Annotated in this window: 16 protein-coding genes; 12 read left to right on the forward strand and 4 right to left on the reverse strand. The window is 35.2% G+C overall.

Annotated features, from left to right (window positions below; genetic code table 11):
* Window positions 1-43 precede the first annotated feature (43 nt).
* From MG292_RS05980 to MG292_RS06020, 9 genes are all read left to right on the forward strand, one after another.
* Complete coding sequence (locus MG292_RS05980; RefSeq protein WP_264533626.1) at window positions 44-1,228, forward strand: ABC transporter substrate-binding protein; 1,185 nt, start codon at window positions 44-46, stop codon at window positions 1,226-1,228.
* 7 nt (window positions 1,229-1,235) lie between these two features.
* Window positions 1,236-1,475 (forward strand): DUF3820 family protein, encoded by a 240-nt coding sequence (locus tag MG292_RS05985; RefSeq protein ID WP_264533625.1) that lies wholly within the window; start codon window positions 1,236-1,238, stop codon window positions 1,473-1,475.
* A 144-nt stretch (window positions 1,476-1,619) separates the two neighbouring features.
* Window positions 1,620-3,233, forward strand: coding sequence for a CTP synthase (locus MG292_RS05990; protein ID WP_264533624.1), 1,614 nt, complete (start codon window positions 1,620-1,622; stop codon window positions 3,231-3,233).
* A 43-nt stretch (window positions 3,234-3,276) separates the two neighbouring features.
* Window positions 3,277-5,181 carry a membrane protein insertase YidC gene (yidC, locus tag MG292_RS05995; protein WP_264533623.1) on the forward strand — a complete coding sequence of 635 codons (1,905 nt, stop codon included), beginning with the start codon at window positions 3,277-3,279 and terminating at the stop codon, window positions 5,179-5,181.
* A gap of 81 nt (window positions 5,182-5,262) precedes the next feature.
* Window positions 5,263-5,964 (forward strand): toxin-antitoxin system YwqK family antitoxin, encoded by a 702-nt coding sequence (locus MG292_RS06000; RefSeq protein WP_264533622.1) that lies wholly within the window; start codon window positions 5,263-5,265, stop codon window positions 5,962-5,964.
* A 59-nt stretch (window positions 5,965-6,023) separates the two neighbouring features.
* On the forward strand, window positions 6,024-7,211 hold the full coding sequence (gene mnmA / locus MG292_RS06005) for a tRNA 2-thiouridine(34) synthase MnmA (RefSeq protein WP_264533621.1): 1,188 nt from the start codon (window positions 6,024-6,026) through the stop codon (window positions 7,209-7,211).
* Between the two features lie 53 nt (window positions 7,212-7,264).
* Window positions 7,265-8,866 (forward strand): S8 family serine peptidase, encoded by a 1,602-nt coding sequence (locus MG292_RS06010; protein WP_264533620.1) that lies wholly within the window; start codon window positions 7,265-7,267, stop codon window positions 8,864-8,866.
* Window positions 8,867-8,872: 6 nt separating this feature from the next.
* Window positions 8,873-9,817, forward strand: coding sequence for an NAD(P)H-dependent flavin oxidoreductase (locus MG292_RS06015; RefSeq protein ID WP_264533619.1), 945 nt, complete (start codon window positions 8,873-8,875; stop codon window positions 9,815-9,817).
* A 10-nt stretch (window positions 9,818-9,827) separates the two neighbouring features.
* Window positions 9,828-10,241: a hypothetical protein gene (locus tag MG292_RS06020; RefSeq protein ID WP_264533618.1), complete on the forward strand. Its 414-nt coding sequence runs from the start codon at window positions 9,828-9,830 to the stop codon at window positions 10,239-10,241.
* Here the strand turns inward: MG292_RS06020 and MG292_RS06025 are convergent.
* Complete coding sequence (locus MG292_RS06025; RefSeq protein ID WP_264533617.1) at window positions 10,238-10,681, reverse strand: DUF4268 domain-containing protein; 444 nt, start codon at window positions 10,679-10,681, stop codon at window positions 10,238-10,240. The genes MG292_RS06020 and MG292_RS06025 overlap by 4 nt on opposite strands.
* Before the next feature lie 92 nt (window positions 10,682-10,773).
* Here MG292_RS06025 and MG292_RS06030 point away from each other — a divergent pair, with 92 nt between their 5' ends.
* Together MG292_RS06030 and MG292_RS06035 are read left to right on the forward strand one after the other, a co-directional pair.
* Window positions 10,774-11,418 carry an NUDIX hydrolase gene (locus tag MG292_RS06030; RefSeq protein ID WP_264533616.1) on the forward strand — a complete coding sequence of 215 codons (645 nt, stop codon included), beginning with the start codon at window positions 10,774-10,776 and terminating at the stop codon, window positions 11,416-11,418.
* An 85-nt stretch (window positions 11,419-11,503) separates the two neighbouring features.
* Complete coding sequence (locus MG292_RS06035) at window positions 11,504-12,313, forward strand: lysophospholipid acyltransferase family protein (protein ID WP_264533615.1); 810 nt, start codon at window positions 11,504-11,506, stop codon at window positions 12,311-12,313.
* Between the two features lie 28 nt (window positions 12,314-12,341).
* Here the strand turns inward: MG292_RS06035 and MG292_RS06040 are convergent, their stop codons facing one another.
* The 3 genes from MG292_RS06040 to MG292_RS06050 form a co-directional block, all read right to left on the reverse strand.
* Complete coding sequence (locus MG292_RS06040; RefSeq protein ID WP_264533614.1) at window positions 12,342-12,956, reverse strand: hypothetical protein; 615 nt, start codon at window positions 12,954-12,956, stop codon at window positions 12,342-12,344.
* Entirely contained in the window at window positions 12,953-13,456 is a 504-nt protein-coding gene (locus tag MG292_RS06045; protein WP_264533613.1) for an RNA polymerase sigma factor, read from the reverse strand. Before MG292_RS06045 ends, MG292_RS06040 begins: the two co-directional genes overlap by 4 nt.
* A 122-nt stretch (window positions 13,457-13,578) precedes the next feature.
* Window positions 13,579-14,640 carry a DUF3810 domain-containing protein gene (locus MG292_RS06050; protein ID WP_264533612.1) on the reverse strand — a complete coding sequence of 354 codons (1,062 nt, stop codon included), beginning with the start codon at window positions 14,638-14,640 and terminating at the stop codon, window positions 13,579-13,581.
* Window positions 14,641-14,740: 100 nt separating this feature from the next.
* Between MG292_RS06050 and MG292_RS06055 the strand changes: the two genes are divergently transcribed.
* A complete protein-coding gene (locus MG292_RS06055) occupies window positions 14,741-16,204 on the forward strand; it encodes an aminoacyl-histidine dipeptidase (protein WP_264533611.1) in 1,464 nt (487 codons plus the stop codon).
* Window positions 16,205-16,249 lie beyond the last annotated feature (45 nt).

Here is a 16,249-nt window from a genome sequence, read left to right on the forward strand (position 1 = left end):
ACCGTTCGATTGTTATTAAGGAATTGTTTTAAAACAAAATAAAATGAACTGTTTTTTCAAAATATGTAGTGTTGCTCTTTTGTTTGCTAATGTAATTAGCGCGCAAGAAATCCCTACAACTCAAAATCAGAGTGTTAACTTACAGTTAGAAAAACCTTCGGTAAATCAAACAAAGAAACTGGGTTTGTTATTGCCTTTTAATTTGAATAGAGTACAAAACGACACTGTTAATTCGGTAGTAAATCGTTTAAAAAAAGACAAGTTTTTGAACATGACTTTGGATTTTTATTCGGGCGCATTAATGGCGATTGACTCGGCTAAACAACTCGGAATCAAGGTAGATGTCAGTATTTTTGACTCAGAAGAAACTAAAAGTAATTCTAATGTAACCAAACTTATTGCAGACCATCATTTGGAAAATTACAATGCAATCATAGGACCTTTTTATCAATCGAATGTAGAGAAAACAGCTGAACTGTTAAGTGCAAATCAAGTAGCGGTCATTTCACCATTGTCAAAAGAAATAGGAAAATCATATCCTAATTTGTTTCAAACGATTACATCTCCTTCGTTACTTCGTTCCGCTATTTTTGATTTTATGCGTTCCAAAAACGGAAACGTCATTGCAGTGGTGGATAAGAAGAAAGTATCGGTTAAAAAATACATTCAAGACACTCAAAAAGATGTTCGATTAGTCAATTTAACTGAGATGGGAGCATTAATTCCGGAAAGTTTGTCGAGTAAATTGCAAAAAGACAGAATAAATTATGTTGTGCTAGAGACGGAAAGTACGGTTTTGATTAAGGCAACCTTAAAACTGCTTTTATCAAAGCTAAAAGATTGTGCAATCCAATTGGTGATTTTGGAGCCTAATGAAACTTTGGAAACTGACGAAATTGAGTTTTCTGATTTGATAAAACTAAAATTATTGTATCCATCAATGACGCGAGAAAACAATAGTCTAGAAGCTACCGTTTTTGAAAAAAATTACAAACTCAAAAATAAAGTAACGCCAAATACTTTTGCTACTCGAGGTTTTGATGTGACTTTTGATGCTTTGAAGCGGTTGTCACAAGCGAGTAGTTTTTTAGAGAGTGCCTCTAACCAAGTAACCGAACAAGTAGAGAGTAGGTTTGATTATTTTAAAAATGAAACGGGAGGTTATGCTAACAAAGGATTGTATATTTTGTATTACGATACTGATATGACAGTTAAAGAGGCAAAGTAAAACCAATATGGAAAACGATCAAAAACAACTCATTAAACTAGCGCATACCAAAATGCCTTTTGGGAAATACGAAGGTTGGCATTTGATTGATTTGCCGGAATATTACGTGGTTTGGTATAATAACAAAGGTTTTCCTAAAGGGGAATTAGGGCAGCAATTGCAGTTGGTTTATGAATTAAAACTGAACGGCTTAGAAGATTTAATTCGCAATATTAAAAAGCAGTATTCAAAACCATTTAAGGAGTAAAAATCTATAAAATTATCGATTTATAAATAGGTCTAATGCAAATTTAAAATTTCATAATTTCACCTTTTTAAATTCGCATTTTCTCAATTTATAATTGTATTTTTGCGACGTTTTTTACACAACTACAATACAAACTAAATCAGAATGAATCAAACGAAATATATTTTTGTTACTGGCGGTGTAACTTCTTCTTTAGGGAAGGGGATTATAGCGGCATCTTTGGCGAAATTATTACAAGCAAGAGGATATAGAACGACCATTCAAAAGTTCGATCCTTATATCAATGTGGACCCAGGAACGCTAAATCCTTATGAGCATGGAGAGTGTTATGTGACGGATGATGGTGCAGAAACGGATTTGGATTTAGGACACTACGAGCGTTTCTTGAATGTACCCACTTCTCAAGCGAATAATGTAACCACTGGTAGAATCTATCTTTCGGTAATTGAAAAAGAACGTAGAGGAGAATTTTTAGGAAAAACGGTTCAGGTGGTTCCTCATATTACTAATGAAATTAAAGACAGAATGCAATTGCTTGGTAAGTCAGGTGATTACGACATTGTCATAACTGAAATTGGTGGAACTGTGGGTGATATTGAGTCGTTGCCTTATATCGAATCAGTGCGTCAATTAGTTTGGGAATTGGGTGAAAATAACGGAATCGTAGTTCATTTGACTTTGGTGCCGTATTTGGCTGCAGCCGGAGAGTTAAAAACAAAACCAACGCAACACTCGGTGAAAACGTTGATGGAAAGCGGAATCAAAGCAGACATCTTGGTGTGTAGAACAGAACATGAGATTTCGGACGAAATTCGCAATAAATTAGCTTTGTTTTGTAACGTAAAAAGAGAAGCTGTGATTCAATCGATTGATGCTTCTACTATCTATGAAGTGCCTAACTTAATGTTAGAAGAAGGATTGGATGTTGTGGCTTTGAAGAAATTAGATTTACCTAAGAAAGCGGCTCCCGATTTAAAAAATTGGAATACGTTTTTGAAGCGATTAAAAAGTCCAAAACATATTGTGAATATAGGTTTGGTTGGGAAATATGTAGAAATGCAGGATTGTTACAAATCTATTTTGGAGGCCTTCATTCACGCAGGAGCAGCTAACGAAACCAAAGTTAATGTAGTTTCTCTTCATTCGGAATATATTGATGCCTTGAATGTTAAAGAAAAATTAGCAGGATTGGACGCTGTTTTGGTAGCGCCTGGTTTTGGTGAAAGGGGTATTGAAGGAAAAATTGAAACGGTGCGCTATGTGCGTGAAAATAAAATTCCATTTTTCGGAATTTGTTTGGGAATGCAGATGTCAGTAATTGAATACTCAAGAAATGTATTAGGACTTACAGATGCTAATTCGACCGAAATGAACGATAAAACGCCTCATCCTGTGGTTAACTTGATGGAAGAGCAAAAAACAGTTACAGATAAAGGAGGTACAATGCGTTTAGGTGCTTGGAATTGTGATATTAAAGCTGGTACTTTAGCTCATCAAATTTACGGAACAACTTCTATTTCAGAACGCCACCGTCACCGTTATGAATACAATAGTGCGTATTTAGATCAATTGCAAAAAGCAGGATTGCTAGCTTCTGGAACGAATCCACAAACCAGATTGGTAGAAATTGTAGAAATTGAAGATCATCCATTTTTTATTGGAGTACAATACCACCCCGAGTATAAAAGTACAGTAGCTAATCCACATCCTATTTTCGTAAATTTTGTGGCAGCGGCAGTAAAAGCAAAGAAAAAATAATTGAACCCCGTTTCTTAAAAACAATAACTATTTTAAAAGTATAATGGAAGAAAAAAAATTAGACCTGAATTCGATAATTGGTTTTGTATTGATTTTCGGAATCTTGATTTGGATTATGTATCAAAATCAACCTGATCCAAAAGTAATAGCTGCTGAGAAAGCGAAAAAAGAATTGGTTGCCAAGGCGGCTAAGGCTCAAGAATTAGCTCAAAAATCAATTGAAAAAGCTGCTGTAGCTGTTGCTACTACTGGTGATTCAACTCAATTGGCTCAATTGCAAAAAAACTTAGGAAATTTTGCCTATTCAGCAACATTGCCTTCTGCTAAAAACAATTTCACAACTATTGAAAATGATTTGGTACGATTGAAAATTGCCAACAAAGGAGGATTTATCGTTGAGGCAGTGCTAAAGAAATACGAAAAATTTAAAAAAGGTTCGGGTCAGTTAGTCGAGTTGATTAAAAATAATAATGCTAATTTGAATCTTACATTACAAACAAGAGATAACAGAGCCTTGAATACCAAAGATTTGTATTTTGAACCTAGTCTATCAAAGTTAGGAGAAGATCAAATTCTTTCTATGAAATTGAAAGCAGGAGCTAATGAATATTTGGAATACAAATACATTTTGAAACCAAACGATTATATGGTTGGGTTTGACTTGCGCTCCCAAGGATTGAATCAGGTGTTAAATACCGCTAAACCTTTGGATTTGGAATTGGATATGAAAACTTTTAGAAATGAAAAGAGTATTTCATATGAAAACCGTTACGCAGAAATATATTTTGAGTATGAAGGCGACAAAATTGATTATGTAGGTCAGGGAAAGGACAAAGAGGAAACTCCTGAGAAAGTGAATTATATCGCTTTTAAACAACATTTCTTCAGCTCTATTTTATTAACTAATACACCCTTTGCTACCTCAAAATTACATTCGACTAACTTAGTAAATGATGAAGCAGTAGATACTACTTTTACCAAACAATTTAAGGCGTATGTGCCTTTGGCTTTCACAAATGGTGAATTGGATTATAAAATGAATTGGTATTTTGGACCATCAGATTATAAAACATTAAAAAAATACGATAAAAATTTAGAGAAAATTATTCCACTAGGTTGGGGAATTTTTGGGTGGATTAATAAATTTATTTTTATACCGTTATTTGGTTTTATTAGTTCGTTTTTAGGGTTAGGTATTGCAATTATCGTGTTTACGATTTTGATTAAAATTGCCATGTCGCCAATTACGTTTAAGTCATTTTTGTCTCAAGCTAAAATGAAAGTACTGCGTCCTGAGATTACTGAATTGGGTGAAAAATTCAAAAAAGATCCAATGAAGAAACAACAAGAAACGATGAAGCTATACAACAAAGCGGGAGTAAATCCGATGGCAGGTTGTATTCCAGCCTTGATTCAGTTGCCGTTTATGTATGCTTCGTTTCAATTCTTCCCATCAGCTATAGAGTTACGCCAAAAAAGTTTCCTTTGGGCAGACGATTTATCTTCGTTTGACGAAGTAGTACAATTGCCATTCCGAATTCCATTGTATGGCGATCATATTAGTTTATTTCCAATATTAGCCGCGATTGCAATTTTCTTCTACATGAAAATGACTTCAGGTGACCAACAAATGGCAGCGCCACAGCAAGAAGGGATGCCTGATATGGCTAAGATGATGAAATACATGATCTATATTTCGCCATTGATGATGTTGATTTTCTTTAATAGTTATGGAGCGGGATTGAGTTTGTATAACTTTATCTCGAACTTGATTACTATCGGAATTATGATTGTAATTAAAAAGTATTTTATTGATAGTGATAAAATTCACGCTCAAATTGAAGAGAATAAATTGAAAGCGCCAAAGAAACCAAGTAAGTTCCAACAAAAACTGCAAGAAGCAATGGAACAAGCCGAAGCTCAGAAAGCGCAACGCAACAAAAAATAATTTCAAAAAAATCTCGATTCATTTCGGGATTTTTTTTGCAACACTAATTTTCAGTATAATAATTCCGTAGTATAATAAAATATGAGAAGTATAATAGTATTTTTAGTATCCCTCCTTTTTAGCGTTTTACACGCTCAAAATGAGTACAATAAGCTAGATGCTAAAGGATTGAAACACGGCCTTTGGAAAGGCGTGTATGAAGAATCAAAAAGACCTCGTTATCAAGGGACTTTTGAACATGGAAAAGAAGTGGGTGTGTTTCAATTTTTTGATGACACTCAAAAAGGAGATGTGATTGCCACGCGTGAATTTAACCCCAAAGACAATTCGGCTTACACTATTTTTTATGATCAAAATAAAAACAAAGTGAGCGAAGGAAGAGTAGTCAACAAACTTTTTGAAGGGGAGTGGAAATACTATCATTATGCTTCACCAGCTGTAATGACAACTGAAAATTACAAAAACGGCAAATTAGAAGGTGTACGAACGGTGTATTTTCTTAATGGAAAAATAGCCGAACAAATTAATTACGTGAATAACCTAAAGCAAGGTGCTTATAAAAAGTATACCGAAAGTGGGATTGTTTTAGAAGAATCGTTCTTTAAGAATAACGAGTACGACGGATTAGCTATTTTTAGAAATGATAGTGGAACTGTTGTTGCAAAAGGAATGTTTACCAAAGGGTTAAAAACAGGAATTTGGGAAGTTTTGGAAAACGGTAAATTGGTTAAAAAATCCAGTACAGATTTGTCTCAAAAATCGAAAATCTCCTCAACTAAATAAAATCAATTCAAGCAAATGTTTCGTAACTTTGCATCTCATTTAATCCTAATTAATTAGAAATGAAACGTGTAGTTGTTGGTCTTTCAGGAGGTGTTGATTCAAGTGTTGCTGCGTATTTATTACAGCAGCAAGGCTATGAAGTGATTGGGCTTTTTATGAAAAACTGGCACGATGACTCGGTGACTATTTCTAATGAATGTCCGTGGTTAGAGGATAGTAACGATGCGCTTTTAGTAGCTGAAAAACTAGGAATTCCATTTCAAACGGTTGATTTAAGCGAACAATACAAAGAAAAAATCGTGGACTACATGTTCAATGAATACGAAAAAGGACGCACTCCAAATCCCGATGTATTGTGTAATCGCGAAATCAAGTTTGACGTTTTCATGAAAATCGCTTTAAGTCTGGATGCCGATTATGTAGCTACGGGACATTATTGTCAAAAAAGTGAAATAGAGGTGGACGGTACAACTGTTTATCAATTGAAAGCTGGTGCCGATACTAATAAAGATCAATCTTATTTTTTATGTCAGTTATCGCAAGAACAATTGGCAAAAGCCTTATTTCCTATCGGAAATTTAACCAAACCTGAAGTGCGTGAAATTGCGGCGGAGATGGATTTAATTACTGCCGAAAAGAAAGATTCTCAAGGGTTGTGTTTCATTGGCAAAGTACGTTTGCCTGAATTTTTACAACAAAAATTACAGCCAAAAGAAGGTGTGATTGTTCAAATTGACAAGAATCATCCCGTGTATCAGTCCATTCAGCCCGAAGGACTTTCGTTAGAAGAACGTTTGGCATTTGAATCGACTAAAATTAAATATACTCCTGAAATGGGAAAAGTAGTGGGAAAACACCAAGGCGCTCATTATTTTACCATCGGGCAACGCAAGGGACTCAATGTAGGAGGAACAATCGATCCTTTATTTATCATTGCAACTGATGTCGAAACGAATACCATTTATACAGGTTTGACGAGCCAACATCCAGGATTGTTTAGAAAAGCGTTATTTATTGCTAATTCAGAATTGCATTGGGTTCGTACTGATTTGGCTTTAGCCAAAGGCGAATCGATGGAAGTAATGGCGCGTATTCGTTACCGACAACCGTTACAAAAAGCCACTTTGTACCAATTTGAAACTGGTATGTATGTCGCTTTTGAAGAACCGCAGTCGGCGATTACCGAAGGACAATTTGTAGCTTGGCATTTAGGAGAGGAATTAGTGGGTTCTGGAGTAATTTCTTAGTTTAGTATACCCAATTTAAAATAATTGCGTTAGAATGGTTAAAGAAGTCATCTATGAGAATCGTCTGTCTATTTCTTTTATTGCTAACCACTTCAGTAGGATTTTCACAAGAAGATGCTTGGGTTTATTTTACTGCCAAACCCAATACACAAACGTATTTTGATGCGCCTTTGCAAATGCTTTCGCAAAGAGCTTTAGATAGAAGAGTCAGACAAAACATTCCTTTGGACTCTAAAGATGTCCCTATTCCTAAATTATACATCAACCAAATTAAATCCGCTAACGGAATTACGGTAAAAGCTCAGTCCAAATGGTTGAATGCCTTGCATGTTCGAGGCACAGTTACTGCAATCAATGCTTTAAAAAATCTTGCAGTTGTTGAAAAAGTAGTATTTGCGAATCGTTCGTTAAATCCAACAGCTAAATTGATTAGTACTGCAAAACTTAAGGCCGTTAGCAATAAATTGGAAACACAAGTCGATTTTGCTTATGGCTCTTCGGCTAATCAAATCCAGATGCTAAATGGGCAAGTTTTACATCAACAAAATTATACGGCTTCAGATAAAATTATTGCCATTATGGATGCGGGTTTTCCAGGGGTGAATACTGCGCAACCTTTTCAACGCTTACGAGATCATAATAAAATTCTAGGAGGTTATGATTTTGTACATCGTTCTGCTAATTATTATTCTGGAAATCATCATGGCACTATGGTACTTTCCAGTATGGGTGGCTACAAAGAGAACGCTTTGGTGGGAACTGCTCCCGATGCGTCTTATTATTTGTTTATTACAGAAGACACCGCTTCTGAAAATCCCATTGAGGAATCACTTTGGGTGGAAGCTGCTGAGAAAGCTGATAGTTTAGGTGTGGATGTAATCAATACTTCTTTAGGTTATTTTGGTTATGACAATCCGAATTATAGTCACACTTATGCTGATATGTCGGGAAATACAAATTTCATTTCTAAAGGTGCTAATATTGCTTTTTCAAGAGGGATGATTGTAGTGGCATCGGCAGGGAATGAAGGTGGTACTTTAGAACCACATGTAGGTGCACCCGCAGAAGCAACGGATGTAATTGCAGTGGGTGCAGTTACCGCTTCAAAAGTATTGGCCAGTTTTAGTTCAATTGGACCTTCTTATGATGGTAGGGTCAAGCCCAATGTTATGGCGCAAGGTCAAGCGGCAGTGCTTTCAGATGAGTATGGGAATATAGTCACGGCCAGTGGAACCTCGTTTTCAGGACCTATTTTGGCGGGAATGATAGCTAGTTTTTGGCAAGCTTTTCCAAATAAAACCAATCAAGAAATTAGACAATTGGTTCAAGCTTCAGCGGATCGATATGGTAGCCCAAATACTCAATTTGGCTATGGAATACCCGATTTTAGTTTGGCTTTAGCCAATGGACAATTGACCAAAGACGATTTTGTAGTGTATCCCAACCCCAGTGCAGATGTGATCCAATTTAATTTGCCAGAAAATAAAACTATTGGAACCATAGGCATTTACTCTATTTTGGGACAAAAAATAAAATCACAAGAAGTGGCTAATCGATTTGTTACACTTTCTGTAGCCGATTTGCCAAAAGGAATTTATTTTTATACATTCGAATCAGAAGGATTTTCTAAGTCGGGTAAAATCATTAAAAAATAATTTGGTATGAATAGAATAACAGCTCTTTTTAACATTAAATATCCCATTATTCAAGGAGGAATGATTTGGAACAGTGGCTATAAATTAGCCAGTGCTGTGAGTAATGCGGGTGGTTTAGGATTAATTGGTGCGGGTTCTATGTATCCTGAAGTATTGAGAGAACATATTCGGAAATGCCAAAAAGCTACCTCAAAACCTTTTGGGGTAAATGTACCGATGTTGTATCCTAATGTGGAAGAAATTTTTAAAATTATCGTTGATGAAGGAGTAAAAATTGTTTTTACTTCGGCAGGAAATCCCAAAACGTGGACGCCTTATTTGAAAGAAAATGGTATAACGATTGTGCATGTAGTGAGTAGCTCTACTTTTGCCCTAAAGGCTCAAGATGCGGGTGTAGATGCTGTGGTAGCAGAAGGATTTGAAGCGGGAGGACACAATGGTAGAGAAGAAACTACTACACTTACTTTGATCCCGATGATCAAGGAAAAAATTACAATTCCACTGATTGCTGCTGGAGGAATTGCTACCGGTAGAGGAATGCTTGCTGCTATGGTGCTAGGTGCTGATGGAGTACAAATGGGTAGTCGTTTTGTAGCTTCGGTGGAGTCTTCGGCTCACGATAATTTTAAAAATACGGTTATTACTGCCAAAGAAGGAGACACCCAATTGACTCTCAAAGAATTGGCTCCTGTTCGTTTGATTAAGAATAAATTTTACCAAGAAGTACAAGAATTGTATGCTAAAGGCGCTACCAAAGAAGAATTAATCCAATTGTTAGGTCGAGCTAGAGCAAAAAGAGGTATGTTTGAAGGCGATTTGGACGATGGCGAATTGGAGATTGGTCAAATTGCAGGTTTGATTCATGAAATTCAACCCGTTAGTACAATTTTTGAAAACATCATTACTGAATTTCAATTGGCACAAAAAGAGTGCGCACAATGGACATTTTAAATTCTAACGAATGAATAAAATAATTGGATATCTATTTTTTCTTTTCCTAAGTCTAGGATGGCAACAATCCTATGGGCAGGTGTACCAATTTAGTACTTCTGGATTTAGTGTATTAGAAAAAAATGAAAAAGGAAAATGGGGTAATTGGTCTGATTTAGAATTGTCAAAAATGATGGTTTCTTTGGATACCAATAAGAATAGAATTGTGATTTATTCTCAAGTGATTCAATTGTTTGAAATTGTGGAATATATCCCTGTTACTGAGAATGAAACCGATATTGTGTATAGTTTTATTTGTAAAGACAATGATGGAGTGGATTGTACACTATCACTTATTGTGAGAAAAAAACAAGATAATAGGAAACAGTTATATATCAATTACGGTGACCAAATTATAGTGTACAATATATTTAATATAAACTAACTAGCGATTTCAATATCCTTAATGAATTCGTCGTATTCGGCATAAAACAATTCTAGAGCGGTCATTTTTTCGTTGAAAAAGTCAAAAATGGTATCCCAATAATTCCGATTACTAACGCTTACTCCGTTTTGTTCTACCCAAATTCGGCTTATAGTTTTACCGTTTTCCAAATAGTAATTTTTTTCAAAAACCAAATCAGATACAAACTCTTCTTCTAGAATGTTTTTTAGAGTTTCTAATTTTTCAAAGTAGGCGATTCGCTTTTCGTCGTTGCGAGGTTCAATGTCGATAAGGACTTGTGCTTTTTTATTGTCAACATAAAATTTAAATGCAAAATCTTTGATTTTGGTATCATACAACAGCCATTTTCTAGGATATTTTTCGGCGAAGGCAATCCAAAATTCGCGTTTCAATCGTTGAGCTTCCTCTTTACTGTACATAGGTTTTTGTTTTGGTACCAGAAAGTTTGCGTACTTGCTTTTTCTAAACTATATTTATATGTTGTTTGTTCCTGCAAAAATAGGTTTTGATTATGGATTTTCAAGAATTTTTACAGTTTGTTCCTAAATTAATTGTAGCCAATCTCCCTGCAACGGCAGCGCATGCTAAAATGGCTCCTTTGGAACGTTTGGCTAATTTGGAAAACCCCTCTTTTGCAAACAAAAATCCAAGAACTGCTGCGGTATTGATGCTGTGTTATCCAAAAAATGGACTCACTCATTTAGTTTTGATTGTTCGCAATTCGTATAAAGGCGTGCATTCTGCCCAAATCGCTTTCCCAGGGGGCAAGTACGAAAAAGAGGATGCGAATTTTGCAGCTACTGCAATTCGAGAAACGTATGAAGAAGTGGGCATTCATCCTGATAAAATTGAGATTGTAAAGTCATTTACGGAAGTGTATATTCCGCCGAGTAATTTTATGGTGTATCCTTATTTAGGAATTTGCAGTGAAGAAATCACATTTAGCCCAGATCCTTTAGAAGTCGCAGAAATTATTGAACTTCCGTTAGCTACTTTTTTGAGTGACACCCTAATTGTAACTACTCAGATGCAAACTTCGTATGCAAATTCAATTGACGTTCCTGCTTTTGAAATAGAAAGTCATATTGTTTGGGGAGCTACTGCGATGATGTTGAGTGAGTTGAAAGAAGTCTTTGTGAGTGCTTTTAATTCATAATTTTTTCTGGCTAGTGGTTCATTTGCACCCAAAAATAAATTTTGTATGTTTGTTTTTTTTAAATATTTAAAAATACAATTTATTTATGGGATTGTTAAAGAGAAATCCTTTTGGTCATATCCTATTTATTAAAAAGTGGCTCATCCGAGTTTTAGGATGTTTGACTCACAGGCGTTACAGAGGATTTAACGAATTGCAAATAGAAGGTTCTGAAATAATTAAGAGCTTGCCAGATACCAATGTTTTATTTATTTCCAATCATCAAACCTATTTTGCTGATGTAGTGGCGATGTTTCATGTGTTCAATGCGAGTTTGAGTGGTCGTACCGATTCCATTAAAAATGTAGGGTATTTATGGCAACCTAAAATGAATATTTATTATGTCGCTGCAAAAGAAACCATGCAAGCAGGCTTATTACCTAGAATTTTGGCGTATGTAGGCGCTATTACTGTAGAGCGTACTTGGCGATCTAAAGGGGTTGATGTGACCGAGAAAAGAGAAGTGAATCCAAACGATACGGAGAATATAAAAATTGCGTTAGCTGACGGTTGGGTAATTACATTTCCACAAGGCACTACCAAATCTTTTAAACCAGTTCGAAAAGGTACAGCACATATTATTAAGCAGCATAAACCAATTGTAGTGCCTATTGTAATTGATGGCTTTAGACGCTCATTTGATAAAAAAGGATTGCGAATGAAAAAGAAAGGCATCTTACAATCATTTATCATCAAAGAACCTTTAGCAATTGATTATGAAAACGATACCATTGACGAAATTGTTGAAAAAGTAGAATATGCAATTGAGCAGCATCCTTCTTTCTTGAAAGTAATTCCAGCTGAAGAGATCGAAGAGCAAGAACGTTTAAATTCGCTACGAAATTGGGAATGTTAGTATAAAAAAGAGGCAATTGCCTCTTTTTTTATGATTCTATTTTTTGAAGTTCTTCGTAATTGTCTTTTAATTTCTTTAGGAAATTGCCGTAAAGAAGTTTGTAGAACAACCAAATTCCTAACATAGTAACAATCATTATAAATCCAATAGCTAAAAAGTTATTTTCATCTAATACTTTTTTGTATTGTGATGGGTTAGCCGAATTATATCCGTCATTAAATGAGGCAATCCCAGTGTAAACACCCACAATTCCACCAATAATAATATTCCAAAAGATATAATACGTTACAATTTTTCTTGTTCGTAAAATGCCAGTTATTAGTTTTTTGGATGAATCAAGTGAAGAAATCGTTTTATAGTTCTTATAGAATAGAAAAATAAAACTTGTTATTACGATATAATTTGTAATGTCAACAATATGCAAGTAAGGGTGATTACTATTTATAGCTTTCATTCTATCATCACTTAATAACAATCCGATCCCATTCAAAATAACAAATTCTAAAATGCTCACAATTAAAATCCACTTCACTACTGAAGATGATTTTTTGTGAATCATTGCATAAATATCTTTTTCGCTCAATTGTTCAAAAGAAGTTGCATTCTTTTGCCAGTCTTTCTTTAGTAAATCCAGCTCTTTCATATTCCTTTAGGATTTAATAGTTTTTTTAATTTTCCTTTAATTCGGTTCATCTTTACTCTAGCATTCACTTCGCTAATCCCTAAGGTTTCGGCAATTTCAGTGTAATCTTTGTCTTCCAAATACATAAAAATGAGGGCTTTTTCTATGTCATTCAATTGGTAAACGGCTTGGTATAATAATTTGAGTTGTTCTTCTTCTTCGTAATTGTATTGAACTTCGGGGACAAAGTGAGAATTGCCTTCATAGCCTACTGTGTTTATGGAACGCTTCGTCTTTCGGTATAGAGTAATGGCAGTATTCAAAGCAACACGATACGCCCAAGTTGAAAATTTACTGTCGCCTCTAAACTTAGGATAGGCTTTCCAAAGCTGAATTGTAATTTCTTGGAACAAATCTTTGTGCGCGTCTTCATCCTCAGTATACAATCTACATATTTTGTGGATTATATTCTGATTCTCTCGCAGTTGCTGTACAAAAGAGTGTTCTAAGTCCGATTTCATATTGGGGTTAGTAGTATATTTTGGGATTATGTTACATCATTTCACCGCAAAGACGCAAAGACGCAATTTTTGCATTTAATTTTTGCAATTGATATTGAATTTGATTTTTGACATTGTTAATTTCACAAGGGTTTGTTTTTGTAATAATTGACCATTAAGTTCACAAATTTACTATAGCCTTCCATTCCGTCTTTTTGTTGGTTCCATTTTAAAAAAGTATCATAAAACAAATGGAATCCTGTTTCGATTGGAGTTTCATAAGCTTTCCAAAAGTCATTGCTCTCTTTATAATTTTGTAAAATACCGGGATGAACAGTTTGGACTAATTGCTTGTAAACAGCTTTATTTCGTACTTGCCAATTGGCTAAAGAATACCGCAAAGCGAAACTATATCCGGAGTATTTAAAATACAAGTCCTTGTTTTTTACCGATGCCATAAATCCGATAAAATTGCATTCACTTTCGCTGGCATAACCCATTTGGTGTGCCATTTCGTGACAACTTGTAGTAGGCGAGTGGTACATTGGTAGTAAGTAGTTCACTTGGGCTTCATTGGTAAACGGATTCAAATAGCCACCAAAACCCATATAGGTTAGTGGCAAGCTAAAGAGTGATTTTTTAGCGCTTAGTTCAGAATAATTGAAAAAAGGATATTCGTTTGCAAGTGTTCGATAACCATTCAAATTCATTGTAAAAACTTGTTCTTGCGAATACGGAAATACAATTTTCGAATTTTTATTTTGTGTTATTTCCAACTGAATAGCATTCGTTTTAGCAATTAATTTTTTGGTGAAAAGCAATAAATCGGCATCAGTGTAGTCCCGTTCAATTTTCATTTTCTCAAAAAGAGGTTGGCGATGATAATTAAAACCCCAAAGCAAATGAAACGCAAAATAAATCACTGAAAAACAACTTACTATTTTTAGTATATTATTTTTCCAATGGGTATTCCAAGACTTTCGATTGGTCCAAATCCATTTTATCCCGAATACAATCAATACAAAATACAGCAGATCTCCAACTGAAAAAGGAATGTTCCCAAATAGCATTCGAAGTGATTTTGAAATGATTGGATAGAGTCCGTTACTGTACCATCGTTCCACCATTTCATGGAAAAGACCAAGAAATGGAATCAAAATGATTTGAATCAAAAGAAAATAGGAAAGTAGATTTTGGCGTTTCACAAAATGTATTTTACGATGTAAATATAATCACAATATCAATTCATAACGAATTTAAACTTTGTAACTTTGCTCGTTTGATACTTAAAAAAGAATACACTATATGAGCCAAGAAATACGCAATTTAGAACCTAAAGTACTTTGGAATCAATTTGCTAATTTGAATGCGGTACCGCGCCCTTCTAAGAAAGAAGAACGAGTTATTGCCTTTATGAAAGACTTTGGAAACCAATTAGGATTGGAAACCTTTGAAGACGATATTCGCAATGTAATTATACGAAAGCCTGCGACTCCGGGAATGGAAAATAGAAAGCCAGTGGTGCTTCAAGGGCATTTGGATATGGTACATCAGAAAAATGCAGCTACTGTTTTTGATTTTGATACCCAAGGAATTGATATGTATGTGGATGGCGATTGGGTTCGTGCTCGTGGTACAACTTTGGGTGCAGACAATGGACTTGGTGTTGCTGCAATTATGGCAATTTTGGAGAGTAAAGATATTCCGCATCCCGCTATTGAAGCCTTATTTACTATTGATGAAGAAACAGGAATGACTGGCGCTTTGAACTTAAAAGGTGGAATTTTACAAGGGCAAATCCTTTTAAATTTAGATACTGAAGAAGATGATGAAATCGACATTGGTTGCGCAGGCGGAATTGATGTGACAGCTACGGCTGAATATGATGAAGAGCCAACGCCAGAAGGTTCTGTAGGATATACGATTACTGTTAAAGGGTTAAATGGTGGCCATTCAGGAATGGATATTCATAAAGGATTAGGGAATGCTAACAAAATTATGAATCGCTTGTTGTTTGATGGTTTTGATAATTTTGGATTGCAAATAGCTTCCATCCAGGGAGGAAGTTTGCGTAATGCTATTCCTCGTGAAAGTGTGGCACAAGTTACTATTGCAGAGGTATATGATGAGGCTTTTGTATTTGACATGCAGCAAATCGTGAATGAAATTAAATTGGAATTACAAAGTACTGAACCTAATTTGGATATTGTTTTCGAAAAACTAGATACAGCTCCGGCAAAAGTCATGCCTTCTATTGCCCAATTTTATTTTGTTCGCGCAATGTACACCGCTCATAATGGTGTATATCGCATGAGTGCCGATTTTGATAATTTGGTAGAAACGTCAAATAATATTGCAAAAGTAGTTTTAGGTAATGGCCAACTTTCGGTGCAATGTCTAACACGTTCTTCTGTGGAATCGGCCAAAATGGATTTGGCTAACGCCTTGCGTTCAGCTTTTGAACTAATGGGCTGTGAAGTGGAATTTTCGGGTTCGTATCCAGGTTGGACACCAAATGCTAAATCAGAAATATTAGATGTACTGACTTCAATTTATGAAAAACAAAATAATGAAAAGGCCAAAGTAGTCGCTTGTCACGCTGGTTTAGAGTGTGGTATTTTAGGAGCTAATTATCCTGAAATGGATATGATTTCTTTTGGACCAACCATTCACGGTGCGCATTCCCCTGACGAAAGAGCGAGTATTTCTTCGGCTCAGAAATTTTGGAAATTTTTAGTGGAGATTTTAGCTTCTATTCCAGTGAAGTAATTATTATAAAGAAGAAACACAAAGCCTCATCTGTTTTATAGATGA

It is taken from the genome of Flavobacterium keumense (assembly GCF_029866485.1).
GTDB lineage: Bacteria > Bacteroidota > Bacteroidia > Flavobacteriales > Flavobacteriaceae > Flavobacterium > Flavobacterium keumense.